Source organism: Desulfobacter sp. (assembly GCA_028768525.1).
Taxonomy (GTDB): domain Bacteria; phylum Desulfobacterota; class Desulfobacteria; order Desulfobacterales; family Desulfobacteraceae; genus Desulfobacter.
Map to the genome: position 1 here is coordinate 2421494 of CP054837.1, position 12878 is coordinate 2434371.

11 protein-coding genes and 2 pseudogenes are annotated in these 12878 nt (G+C 59.0%); 4 read left to right on the forward strand and 9 right to left on the reverse strand.

Going from position 1 to position 12878, the window contains the following annotated elements:
- Positions 1–6: 6 nt before the first annotated feature.
- Entirely contained in the window at positions 7–885 is an 879-nt protein-coding gene (locus tag HUN04_11065; GenBank protein WDP90213.1) for a MaoC family dehydratase N-terminal domain-containing protein, read from the forward strand.
- Between the two features lie 16 nt (positions 886–901).
- A pseudogene (locus HUN04_11070) lies at positions 902–2611 on the forward strand (acyl--CoA ligase).
- Positions 2612–2624: 13 nt separating this feature from the next.
- Here HUN04_11070 and HUN04_11075 read toward each other — a convergent pair.
- From HUN04_11075 to HUN04_11105, 7 genes and pseudogenes are all read right to left on the reverse strand, one after another.
- Positions 2625–3260 carry a hypothetical protein gene (locus HUN04_11075; protein ID WDP90214.1) on the reverse strand — a complete coding sequence of 212 codons (636 nt, stop codon included), beginning with the start codon at positions 3258–3260 and terminating at the stop codon, positions 2625–2627.
- A gap of 2 nt (positions 3261–3262) precedes the next feature.
- On the reverse strand, positions 3263–4750 hold the full coding sequence (gene lpdA / locus HUN04_11080) for a dihydrolipoyl dehydrogenase (protein WDP90215.1): 1488 nt from the start codon (positions 4748–4750) through the stop codon (positions 3263–3265).
- A gap of 59 nt (positions 4751–4809) precedes the next feature.
- Complete coding sequence (locus tag HUN04_11085) at positions 4810–6081, reverse strand: 2-oxo acid dehydrogenase subunit E2 (protein ID WDP90216.1); 1272 nt, start codon at positions 6079–6081, stop codon at positions 4810–4812.
- A gap of 13 nt (positions 6082–6094) precedes the next feature.
- A complete protein-coding gene (locus tag HUN04_11090) occupies positions 6095–7054 on the reverse strand; it encodes an alpha-ketoacid dehydrogenase subunit beta (protein WDP93253.1) in 960 nt (319 codons plus the stop codon).
- 19 nt (positions 7055–7073) lie between these two features.
- Positions 7074–8165 carry a pyruvate dehydrogenase (acetyl-transferring) E1 component subunit alpha gene (gene pdhA / locus HUN04_11095; GenBank protein WDP90217.1) on the reverse strand — a complete coding sequence of 364 codons (1092 nt, stop codon included), beginning with the start codon at positions 8163–8165 and terminating at the stop codon, positions 7074–7076.
- Between the two features lie 116 nt (positions 8166–8281).
- The gene (locus HUN04_11100; GenBank protein ID WDP93254.1) at positions 8282–8554 is read right to left on the reverse strand and encodes a response regulator transcription factor; all 273 of its coding nucleotides are present in this window, start codon (positions 8552–8554) and stop codon (positions 8282–8284) included.
- A pseudogene (locus HUN04_11105) lies at positions 8498–8944 on the reverse strand (PilZ domain-containing protein). The gene HUN04_11100 and the pseudogene HUN04_11105 overlap by 57 nt, the downstream one beginning before the upstream one ends.
- Positions 8945–9027: 83 nt before the next feature.
- Between HUN04_11105 and HUN04_11110 the strand changes: the two are divergent.
- Together HUN04_11110 and HUN04_11115 are read left to right on the forward strand one after the other, a co-directional pair.
- Entirely contained in the window at positions 9028–9933 is a 906-nt protein-coding gene (locus HUN04_11110; protein ID WDP90218.1) for a DUF362 domain-containing protein, read from the forward strand.
- Positions 9930–11540 carry a 4Fe-4S dicluster domain-containing protein gene (locus HUN04_11115; protein WDP90219.1) on the forward strand — a complete coding sequence of 537 codons (1611 nt, stop codon included), beginning with the start codon at positions 9930–9932 and terminating at the stop codon, positions 11538–11540. Before HUN04_11110 ends, HUN04_11115 begins: the two co-directional genes overlap by 4 nt.
- Positions 11541–11572: 32 nt before the next feature.
- On the opposite strand, the gene HUN04_11120 is transcribed toward HUN04_11115, so the two are convergent.
- Positions 11573–11839, reverse strand: coding sequence for a DksA/TraR family C4-type zinc finger protein (locus HUN04_11120; protein WDP90220.1), 267 nt, complete (start codon positions 11837–11839; stop codon positions 11573–11575).
- Positions 11840–11862: 23 nt separating this feature from the next.
- A complete protein-coding gene (gene htpX / locus HUN04_11125) occupies positions 11863–12819 on the reverse strand; it encodes a zinc metalloprotease HtpX (GenBank protein WDP93255.1) in 957 nt (318 codons plus the stop codon).
- Positions 12820–12878 lie beyond the last annotated feature (59 nt).

Here is a 12878-nt window from a genome sequence, read left to right on the forward strand (position 1 = left end):
ACAGCCATGAAACTGAGCACCCGATTGGCCGGCACCCGGCTCAAGCCATACACCACAAGGGTGTCCCTGCGCCAGACCAGTAATTTTGCCGCAGGGATCCCCGATGCCAATCCCCTCTACTTTGAGGATACCCGGGAGGGAGGGGTGGCGGCGCCGCCCACCTTTCCCGTGGCCGTGACCTGGCCGGTGATCAGCCGGCTGGGGGATTATATCCAGGCCCGGGACTTTCCCAGGGAGGTGCTCATCACCCAGGTCCATTATACCGAACACCTGGTGCTCCACCGCCTGGTCCGGCCCGGGGACCGGCTGACCCTGGCCGGTGAAATCGCAGCCCTCATGCCCCACCGGGCCGGGACCCATGCCATAATCCGCATGGATGCCGCGGATTCATCCGGGGCGCCGGTGTTCACCGAATACCTGGGCGCCATGCTCAGGGGGGTGGAATGTGAAGGGGACGACGCCCCGCCCCCCCTTCCCAGGGTGCCGGACTTTGATCCCAACCAGCCCCCGGCCTGGACCTCGCTTCAGACCGTGGAACCCCTGGCCCCCTATATTTACGACGGATGCACGGACATTGAATTTCCCATCCACACCTCACCGGCCTTTGCCAGGGAGGTGGGACTGCCCGGCATCATCTACCAAGGCACGGCCACCCTGGCCCGGGCCGTCAGGGAGCTGGTGAACAACGAGGCCGGCGGCGACCCCTCACCGGTAAGAGAAATCGCCTGCACCTTCACCGGCATGGTAAGGCCGGGGACGGATATCGAAATCTGCTGTCTTGCCGCCGGCAGCGAAAACGGGTATACCCATATTTTCTTTGAAGTCCTCAACGGGGACAACCAGAAGGCCATAAGAAACGGATATATGAAACTGGAGAGGAAATAGGATGACGGCAGGCAGCATAAATACACCGGAACGGCTTGAGCGGCTCAACGACTATATTGATTTGTGGGCAGCCCAGCGGCCGGACCACACAGCCATGGTCCAGCATGAGGACGATAAACGGGTCACCTATAAACAATTCGCCCGGCTCATTGATTTTTTCGCCCTGCGGCTCCTGGACATGGGCATCGAAAAGGGGGACCGGGTAGCCACCCAGCTGGTCCTGGTGCCCGAACACATGATCCTCATGTATGCCTGCTTTAAAATCGGGGCCATTTTCGCCCCCCTGGATGTCCGGCTCACTGAAAATGAAGTGGTCAGGGATGTGAACAAGATCAAGCCCAAGGCTTTTTTCTTTCTGGGTGAGACCCCGGTGCGGGATTTCAGAAAAGCCGGCCAGGCTGTCATGGAAGGCTGCCCCTCTGTCACCCACCTGGTCCAGTTCACCCCGGACCCCAAGCCCGGGGAACTGCTGGCAGGGGCCATGGCCATCACCGATATGATGGACAAGAAACGGCTAATCTGGCTGAAGCTAAAGGACATAATTTCAGGGAAACTGCAAAAGGCCTATGCCGGCATCCTCAAACGCACCCCGGCCCTGATCATCTATACCACCGGCACCACCGGGGAGCCCAAACCTGCCGTCCTCTGCCACGAAAACATCATCGTCCAGAACCAGATCCTCTCCCGGGGATTCGGGGAAGAGGTAGAAGGGAAAAAATTCATCTGCCTGGTCAACCTGCCCCCCTCCCATGTGGGATGTGTGACCGAAACCTTCATGACCACCCTCTTCCTGGGCGGCACCACGGTGCTGCTGAGGATATTCGATCCCAGGGCCACCCTGGACGCCATCCAGAAACACCGGGTGACGGCCCTGGGCCAGATTCCCACCATGTTCCGCATGCTCTAGAACCTGCCCGACTACGACAATTACGACCTGTCCAGCCTGGAATTCGTGGCCTACGGCGGTTCCTCCGTGGACACGGGTTTCCTGCGACGCATGGCCGCCATGGCCCCCAAATTCGGCACCGGCCTGGGCATGACGGAAAACGCCGGCTTCGGCACCTTCACCCCCCCGGGCATTCCCATCGAAGAGATGGCCGGCCAGGTGGGACGGGCCTTTGACGACCTGGCCCGGGTCACCATCCGGCGGCCCATGAACAGCGACGGCACCGCCGGGGAAGAAATCCCTGAGAATGAAATCGGAGAAATCTGCTACCATCCCCCCATCGTCTTCCTGGAATACTACAACCAGCCCGAAGCCACGGCCGGCACCATATCCAGGGAAGGCATCCTCTACACCGGAGACATGGGCTACTTCAAACCCATGGACGGATACCGGGCCCTCTACCTCTCCGGCCGCCAGAAATTCGTCATCAAGCAAAAGGGCTACAATGTATTCCCCGGTGAGGTGGAAGAGCACATCGCGGCCATGCCCGGGGTGGATATGGCCGAGGTGGTGGGCATGAAACACACACTCTTTGACGAAGGCATCTTCGCCTTTGTCCGGACCGAGCCGGGCATTGAACTGACACCCGGAGATGTCATGGCCCACTGCAAATCCATTGCCGCCTACAAGCGGCCGGCCCATGTGGAAATCTGGCCCCATGAAAAAGAATTCCCCCTGACCCGGTCCACCAAGGTGGATAAAATCGCCCTCATGGAAACCGCCGAAGCGGTTGTCAAAGAACTTCGGGAACAGGGACAATGGGACGCGGGCCAGGACTGAAGGCCCCGGGCTGTCAGGCAGCCATACCCGTTAATATACCGGCCGGACCGGCACAAAACTTTCTGGCCAGACCTTCCGCCGTTAGGCCAGGGATAAATCTGTCCAGCCGGGTGAGAAAATCCTTATGGGACCGCCCCCTTCGATAGCCCGGTTCCCTGGGGGGGTGGGACAGGCAGCGGTCGATGAGATCCAGGTCCGCATTCACCAAAACGGCGGCGGAATACAGGGCAGCCCCCTTGGTCCGGTAGAAGCATGAACCTGCGACTTTCCGGCCGTCCAATGCCAGGTCGGATACCCCGTCCTGGTAAATCCCCTCAATGCCCAGATCCCGGAATCCGCGGATCAGCCACCGGGTACAAGAATCGAACAGTTCACGGATACCGCCGATGCCGGGTGCAGGAAGGGCCAGGGTAACCATGAGGTTGCCCGGATCCAGAACCACGGAACAGCCCCCGCCTTTCCTGCGGTACACGGGTATCCCCGCCGCCCTCACATCTTCCATATGAATCTCAAGATTCAGGTCACTGCCCCGCCCGGCCACCACCGCCGTGTGGTCAAAAGGCCGGATGCGGACATCCGGCCCCTTTCCCACCTGGACAAACTCCATCAGGTCATCATCAAAATCATAGGGAAGTATCTTCTTTGGCATATCTACCCCTTTTTCATCAGATGTACCGAGCCTCCGGCCGCGGCTTCAGCGGCTTCCATGATGGCTTCGGAAAAAGTGGGATGGGGATGGATGGTCACTATGAGGTCTTCCAAGGTGGCGCCCATTTCAATGGCCAGTACCGCCTCGGCAATGAGCTCCGAAGCATTTTCGCCCACAATGCCAACCCCCAGCAGGCTCCCGGAGCCTTTCTCCGCCAGCACTTTGACAAACCCTTGGGTCTTCCCCATGCTTCTGGCCCGGCCCAGGGCGGTAAGGGGGAATTTACCCACATCAACCTGTACCCCCGCCTTTTCGGCCGCCGCTTCAGTCATCCCTGCCCAGGCGATTTCCGGAAGGGTAAAGAGCACCGCAGGCACCGTGACATTGTCAAAGGCGGAACGCTGCCCGCAGATCACTTCGGCCGCCACTTTTCCCTCACGGGCGGCCTTGTGCGCCAGGGCGGGACCGGTGGTTGCATCCCCCACGGCAAATATATGGGGCAGGGCCGTCCGGCAGGCGTCATCCGTGGGAATCAGGCCCCCATCATCCACTGAAATCCCAATGGTTTCAAGGCCCAGGTCATCGGTGTTGGGATGTCTGCCCGTGGCCGCCAGAACCCTTGAAAAATTCCGGGAAACGGTTTCGCCGCTGCTGAATTCCACGGCCACCCTGAATCCGTGTGCCCCCGCCGGTTCGATGGAGACCACCCTTGAACCGGTATGCAGGGCGTCAAAATCCTTTTTACACTGGTTGACCACCACCTGCACCAGGTCCCCATCCGCGCCGGTGAGCAGTTCCGGTGCAAATTCCACCAGGGTCACCCGGCTGCCCAGCCCGGCATAGGCCTGGCCGATTTCCAGGCCGATGTACCCGCCGCCGATCACCAGCAGGCTGTCGGGCACCTCAGGCAGGGCCAGGGCATGGGCAGAGGTCCAGATACCAGGCGTATCACTGCCGTGCTTATCCTTGCTTTTCCCAGGATTGCCGGGCCCGTCACGGCCCGGTGCCGCGGCCTTCACCAAACCCGGCGGCAGCTCATTGATGGCGGACCCCGTTGCGATGACAGCATGATTAAAATGCACAATGGTATTGGCACCGTCCACATAGGCCGTGTTGGGATCCTGGAACCGGGCATGGCCCCGGATCCGCTCAATATCCCGGTTGGCCACCAGGGCATCCACCCCTGTCGACAGCACCTTAACGGTCTTTTGGATGTGGCGGCGCAATGTTTCCGTATCAAATGAAATCCCGTCATGGACCAGCCCCATGGCAGCCGCCTGGTTCACATTCCGAACCAGGTCCACGGCATGAATAAGGGTCTTGGACGGAATACAGCCCTCGGTAAGGCAGACCCCGCCCAGGGCCTCCCGGGATTCCACCAGCACCACATCCTTCCCCAGGTCTGCAGCATGGATGGCCGCGGTATAGCCGCCGGGGCCACCGCCGATGACCAGCACATCCGTTTCAAGAATCATTTCACCGACTACCATCTCATCCTCCCTTCACAGGTGATTCCCAAAATTCTCAACCGGCGGAATATGCCATGGGATCAAATCCGCACCATGAATTCCAGGCGGTCCTCCAGCATGGTTTTTATCTCCCGTACAAAGGTTGCCGCCTGGGCCCCGTCCGCTGCCCGGTGGTCAAAACACAGGGTCACGGGAAGCATTTTCCGGATCACAATTTCCCCCGCTCTCACCACCGGCTTTTCCTCCACCCGGCCCAGGCCGAGGATAGCCGTCTCCGGGATATTGATAATGGGAAACACATGGGTGCCGCCCACGGCCCCCACATTGGTAATGGTAAAGGTACCTCCGGTCAGTTCCTGGATTTCAATTTCACCGGCCCGGGCCTTTTCGGTAAGATACCGGATGCGCATCCCGGTTTCGGCCAGGCTGCGCCGGTGGGTATCATGGATGACCGGCACCATCAATCCCCTGGGGGTATCGGCGGCAAAACCGATGTTGTAAAACAGCTTATGGACGATTTCTCCTGCCTCCGTATCCACACTGGCATTGAACATGGGGAATTGTTTGAGTCCGGCAGCAACCGCTTTTGCCACAAAGGCCATGAGAGTCAGTTTTCCGCTCTCCCCATTCCTTGCGTTGTATTCTTTTCGCAGTTCTTCGATCGGGGTGACGTCAATTTCGTCCATGTGGGCCACATGGGGCACCAAGATACTGGCGGTGGTCATCTTCACCGCCGTTTTTTTCCTCAGGGAACGGATGGGAATCCGCTTCACCGGCCCATCGGCATCCACAGTGGCAGGCATTTCAAAAAACGGGATGGCGCGGTCACCCAGGAAGTCATCCACAGATTTCCCGGCGGGAGGAGTCTTGGCTGCTGCCGCATCTGCAGCTGCCGGCTGACCATCATGGCGGGCCAGGTCCTCCGGGGTTATACGCCCCCCCGGACCGGTTCCCGTCACCCTCCGGATGTCGATTCCCATTTCCCGGGCCAGGCGCCGGGTGGCCGGTGCGGCAATCACCCGCTTTAACGCCCCCGTATCAACGGTCTCTTCTTCAGGAGCCAGAGGGGCCGACGGGGTCGCATCCTGTGGCGGCGACCCCACCGCCTCCTCAACACTGCCGTCGTCTATGACGGCAAATACCTCGCCCACATTGACTGTGTCCCCGGGGGCCGCACGGAGGGCGGCAACGATCCCGGTCCGGGGAGAGGGGATGGTCACAGCGGCCTTGTCGGTTTCCATATCGCAGAGGGGATCGTCCTCATTGATCCTGTCCCCTTCGGCCACATGCCATTTTAAGAGTTCCCCTTCGTGTATCCCTTCGCCCAGATCCGGCAGTCTGAATTCAAACATGGCAGCCTCCTTTTTAAAAATCCAGGGTCGCTTCAATCCCCTTAAGAATCTTTTCCTTCGAGGGAAGGTAAAGATTTTCCCGGGCAAAGAGCGGCACGATCACATCGTACATGGCCACCCGTTTTACCGGGGCCTCCAGGTACATCAGGGCGCGGTCGTTGATGGTGGCGATGATTTCGCTGGCCGGCCCGAATGACTGCTGAGCCTCCTGGACCACCACACACCGTCCGGTCTTTTTCACGGATTCGACGATGGTGTCCGCATCCATGGGAGAGATGGTCAGAAGATCAATGAGCTCTGGCCGGACATTGCGTTTATCTTTCAACATTGCCACCGCTTTGAGGGTATCCCGCATCATGGCCCCCCAGGAGATGACAGTGACATCCGCCCCCGGCTCCAGGATATCGGCCCGGCTGATGGCATACGCTCCCGGCAGTACCGTTTCTTTGAACGAGCGGTAGGACCGCTTGGGCTCCATGAAAATCACCGGGTCCGGATCTGCAATGGCCGCCTGGAGCAGGGGGCCGGCATTGGAAGGGGTTGAGGGGATGACCACCTTGACCCCGGCGGTATGGGCATAATAGGCTTCCTTGCTTTCCGAATGGTGCTCCAGGGCCCTTACCCCGCCCCCGTAGGGCATGCGCACCACCAGCGGGACTGTAAACTGCCCCCGGGACCGGTTCCGCATCCTGGCGGCATTGCCCTCCAGCTGATGCATCATTTCATAGGAGAACCCGGAAAACTGCATTTCGATGACCGGGCGGAGGCCGGCCATGGCCATGCCCATTGCCGTACCCAGAATCCCGGCTTCGGCAATGGGGGAATCGATCACCCGGTCCCGCCCGAATTTCTCGTAGAGTCCGTCCGTGACCCTGAAAACCCCGCCGTTTATCCCCACGTCCTCACCCATGACCAGCACCCGGTCATCTGCATCCATTGCCTGGTGAAGGGCCGCGTTCAATGCCTGCACCATGGTTATTTTAGCTCCTGATTTAGTCATGGGTTTCCTCCTTCCCCAATTCGGCCAGGAACTGCCGGCGCTGGTCCTCCAGAATATTCGGAGGCCGGTCAAAAAGATGGGCAAAGGGGGCATCGGGCCGGGCATCGATCCCCTTTTCCATTTCCCTGACTGCGGTGTCGATATCTTCCTTAATCCGTGCCTCAAGTGCCGCCTGGCGGTCCTCATCCCAAATTCCTTTGGCCGTCAGATATTTTCGGAACCGGATCAGGGGGTCCTTTGATTCCCAGGCACCAACTTCCTCATCGCTGCGGTATCGGGTGGGATCATCGGCTGTGGTATGCATGCCCATACGGAAGGTCACGGCCTCGATAAGGGTGGGCCCCTCCCCGGCCCTGGCCCGATCTAGGGCTTCTTTGGCGGCCCGGTAGACAGCCAAGGCATCGTTTCCGTCCACCTGGATACCATAAATGCCGTATGCCACCGCCTTCTGGGCAATGGTTTCCGACCGGGTCTGTAAGGTTCTGGGGGTGGAAATGGCAAACTGGTTGTTCTGGCAGAGAAAGACCACCGGCGCGTTAAGGACCCCGGCAAAATTCATCGCTTCGTGGAAATCCCCCTCCGAAGTGGCGCCATCCCCGAAGACGGCGAGGGCCACGGTATCTTTTTCCCCCATCAGCCTCGATCCGTAAGCCAGCCCCACGGCATGGGGAAGCTGGGAGCCCAGTATGATGGAGACGGGCAGGGTCCGGTCATTGGAAGGATTCACATTGCCCTCTTCATACCCGTTGTAAAACATGAGGGCATTGACCAATGGCTCTCCCCGCATAAGCCGGGCGCCCAGTTCCCTGTAAGACCCCACAAACCAGTCCGTATCCTTCAGGGCCAGCATGGGCGGGCAGAATGAGGCCTCCTGCCCCGTGCACACAGGCAGGGTCCCCAGGCGCCCCTGGCGCTGGAGATTTAAAAGCCGTTGGTCCATCATCCTGGAAAGAACCATGGATTCGTAAAGAGAAACCAGGGTGTCGCCGGGGAGTCCGGGATCCAGGTCATTGTCCACATTTCCGTTTTCGTCAAGGATGCTCAGGCGATTGATCCTGAACGTTTCAATGATATCCAAAGGCATCGCTCACCTCTCGTCTTAAATGCATCAGCCGGATTTTTTTCTGGCATTCAGAAAATAAGGTAAGCGCAGTATTTTATTTGTAAAGGAAGATGAAGTTAGTCGTGCAAGTCTTTTCTTTACTTTTCATCGATTGAAAGATGCTTGGCTGCCCACAGGGCCGCTTGAAGGCGCTGTTTCACATTGATTTTGGCGAATATATTCTGGAGATGGGTCTTGACGGTCAGGGGGCTGATGAACAGTGTATCGGCAATTTCCTTATTGGAACACCCTTTGGCGATAAGTCCAAGGATCTCCTTCTGCCGCCGGGTCAGGCCGGCATCGTCACCCTCATGGGCCTCTTCCGGAGGCATAAACTCGCAATCCCCGTCAAAGGCCACCGCCTTGTCCATCCCTTCCACCCGGACCACCCTTCCCTTTACCGACACCCGGGCATTTTCACCGCTCAATGATTTCAGGGCATCCAGAGGGATATTAATATCAATCTCAAGGGTGCTGCCCACAGACAGGGGAAGGGCAGAGGAAATCAGGGCGCCGGAGGCGGAAATATTCCGGGTGTCCGAAGACCCGGATTCATTGTCCCCTATTTTCAGGTTAACTGGAAGTTCAAGATTAAACCGCGGATGCTCCCTTTTATCTTCCGACGACATGGTATTCCCCTTTTTGAATATTAATCCCATATCTTTATTATAGCAGGCAGCCCCGCCTGTCAATTCATGACCTCCCATGTTACACTCTCTACGGATATATAAACGCATTCGCGCAATCCGGCCGGTCAGCATATGGAACCCGATTCTCTTTTACCACGGTTATGATATCCGCTGAAAACCATAATAAGGTCAGACCAAATGATAAAGGAGGGGGTATGGACAGACGGTCATTTTTAAAACAGGCCGCTGCAATTGGTGTGGGTGCCGCAGCCGCCGCGGCAGGGTATCCCGGCGCCCTTTTAAGTGCTCCGGCATATCCGGACCTTACGGCCCTGATGGGGGGAGAGCCTGAACCCATGTTTGATAAAGGGATCCTGGCCATGGGGGGGATGGGGCGGTTTGTGCAGCCCAACCAGACCGTGGTCATAAAGCCCAATATCGGTTGGGACACCGTCCCGGAACGGGGTGCCACCACCAATCCCAGGCTGGTCAGCCAGGTGGTGAGGCACAGCCTGGATGCCGGGGCCAAAAAAGTCTATGTTTTCGACCACACCTGCGATGCCTGGCAATCCTGTTATGAACGATCCGGCATCAAAGCGTCTGTGAAGGCGGCCGGCGGCATCATGGTGCCGGGCAACAGCCACCGGCATTATCATAATATCCAAATCCCAAAGGGGAAGGTCCTTAACCAGGCCATGGCCCACGAGCTTTTTCTGGAAGCCGATGTATTCATCAATGTGCCGGTACTTAAAAGCCACGGCGGCACCACCCTCACCATCGGAATGAAAAACCTCATGGGCGTGGTCTGGAACCGGGGGTGGTGGCACCGCAACAACCTGCACCAATGCATTGCCGACTTTGCCACATACCGGGTGCCGGACCTCACGGTGATAGATGCCTACCGGGTACTGAAAGTCAACGGCCCCAGGGGGGTGTCCCACAAAGACAGTGTATTCATGAAGGCATTGATTATATCTGCGGATCCTTTGGCGGCAGACACGGCAGCGGCCCGAATGTTCGGCCTGGATCCCCTTGATATCAATTACATGATGCATGCAAATGACCTGGGTGTGGGCACCATGGACCTCAGCGCCCTTGACATCCGGAAAATCAGGATATGAGAGCGCCCCGTACCGGGAAACCAAGCCGCAGCCGCCTCAGGGCTGTGCGGCTTATCGTGGCCGCCCTGTTCTTCACCAGCCTCAGCCTCCTGTTTCTGGACATCCACGCCGTCCTTCCCCCATGGGCCGGGGAGTCCGGTCTCTACTTCCAGTTTCTGCCCTCCCTGGTACACGGCATGCAGGCTTTGGGCGCGGCCGCCGGCGGGTTTATCATTGTCACGGTGATCACCCTGGCATTGGGCCGGGTTTACTGCGCCGCCATCTGTCCCCTGGGCATCCTCATGGACATCATTCTATTTTTAAAGCCCAAAACCGGCCGGCGGCCCGGCAATGGATATGCCCCGCCCCACAGGGCCGTGCGTTACGGTCTCCTGGCCGCAACCCTGATTTGTTTCGCAGGCGGCTCCATGGCCATGATCACTCTCCTGGATCCCTTCAGTAATTTCGGGCGGATGACCAATACCCTGGCCCGGCCCGCCGTTATCCTGGTAAACAACGGCCTGGCCCGGCTGATGGAACTGGCGGGGAACTACGATATCCCCCCTCTTTCTTTACCCGGCATTCATCTGGGCATGGCCGGTTCTGCCCTGGGGGTTGCCCTTCTGGTGTCCTGGCTGGCCCTGACCCGGGGCCGGCTATACTGCAACATGATCTGCCCCGTGGGGACCCTTTTGGGCCTGATGGGCAAAGCCGCGCCCTTAAAGATCCGTATCCTCTCAGACACCTGCAACAGCTGCGGCAAATGCGAAAGGCGCTGCAAAGCCGGCTGCATTGACAGTCAATCCGGCACCATCGACCACAGCCGGTGCGTGGTCTGTTTCAATTGTTTGGATGCCTGCCCCACAGGGGCGGCCAGATACGGGATCTGCCGGTCCGGCCCGGGCCTTGGCAGCTCATCAAAGGGGAGGCAACGCCATCCCACCCACACCCGGCGCGGTTTTCTGGTCGCCCTGGCAACGGCCCTGGCATGGGTGCCCGGCACCAGCCGGGGCAAATCATCCATTACAGTGACCGTGCCCAATAAAATCCCGGTGCCCAAGCCGGCCCACCCCATTCTCCCCCCGGGGAGCATCAGCCTGGACCGGTTCACGTCCACATGCACCGGTTGCCATGCCTGTGTGGCCCACTGCCCCGCCCATGTGCTCCAGCCCGCCATCACCCAATACGGCCTGGCAGGGCTGTTCATGCCCTTCCTTGACCCGGCCAGCGGTTTCTGCAACCTCAACTGCAGGGCCTGCGGATCAATCTGCCCCACCACGGCCATCACCCCATTTTCCCTGGAAGAGAAAAAAACGATCCAGGTCGGGGTGGTCACATTCATCCGGGAAAACTGTATCGTGGTGCTCCAGAAAACCGACTGCGGGGCCTGCGCCGAACACTGCCCCACCAAGGCCGTGGCCATGGTCGCCCAAGGCAGGATTCGGGAACCCCGGATCAACGAAAAAATTTGCCTGGGATGCGGCGCCTGCGAGCATGTCTGCCCGGCCAAACCCAATAAGGCCATCTACGTCCGGCCCCACAGGGTTCACCAAAAGGCCGAACCGGCGGCCCCACGCCCCGTACAACAGCCCCTGCCCGAAACAACAGGAGACGACTTTAATTTTTAGGCTTCAGCCAGCGGTGTCCAGACAGTGATGAATTATTTTAGCTGACTGTCTTTGCTGCCCCGGCGGTTGATGGCCGATGAAAACTGCTGGTCGGCTTCAAGCTCCCGCTGGCAGGCCACGCAGAGCCGGACCCCGGGCAAGGCGTTGCGCCGCGCTTCGGGGATCTCTTCTTCGCAAACCTGGCAATGGGTGAGGCTCTCACCCTGCGGCATGCGGCTTCTGGCCAGTTTCACCGCATCGCCGATATCGGCGTCAATCTGCTCCTGGACCGCTCCGTCCTTTGCCCATCCGACTGCCATACGACTACTCCTTTCTCCACGGGTTAGGAAAGATTATCCCAGAATGATTTACCCTGCTCTTCCATTGTCTGTCCGCGGCCTTGGCGGTTTCCGCCCCCACGGCCGTCCCTGACGGAAGGACCGCCTGAAAAGGGGGAAGCGCTTCCCCGGCCCGTGAGCCGGGCCACCCGGTCCTCAATGGGCGGATGGGTGGAAAAAAGATTCATCATCTGTTTTCCCGTCAGCGGATTTACAATGAACATATGGGCGGTGGAAGGATTGGCATCCACCTGTCCGCCCCGGCTGTATCCGCCGAGTTTTGACAGGGCCGAGGCCAGCCCCCGGGGGTTACCGGTGATCTGGGCCGCCGTGGCATCGGCCAGGTATTCCCTGGACCGGGACACGGCCATCTGAACGATCATGGCAGCCAGTGGCGCCACCATGGAAACCACCAGCACCCCCACGAATCCCAGTCCCCCTTCATCATCGTCGCCGCCACCGAAAAAGGCAGAAAACCGTGCAATTGAGGCGATCCACATAATGGCGCCGGCCAGGGTGGCGGCGATGGTGGAAATAAGGATATCCCGGTTTTTGATATGGCCCAGTTCATGGGCCAGCACCCCTTCCAGCTCGTCCTGCCCCATCATATTCATCAGCCCCTGGGTCACGGCCACAACGGCATGATCGGGGTTCCGTCCCGTGGCAAAAGCATTGGGGGCGGATTCCGGGATCACATAGACCTTGGGCATGGGCAGGCCTGCCCGGCCGGCCAGCCGGTCCACGGTATCATAGAGCTGCGGTGCCTGATTCCGCTCCAGGGGCTGGGCCCGGTACATTTTCAATACAATCTTATCCGAATACCAGTAAGAGCCCACATTCATCACCCCGGCAAAAACCAAGGCAATGAACATGCCCGACTGCCCGCCCAGAAGATATCCCAACGCAAGGAAAAGGCCGGTCATGGCCATTAGCAACAATGCCGATTTAATCTGGTTTCCCATCATTTTTCTCCCTATTCCTGCCGCCCGCTTTCCGGGGCGCATCCATTTCAAATCGAAAT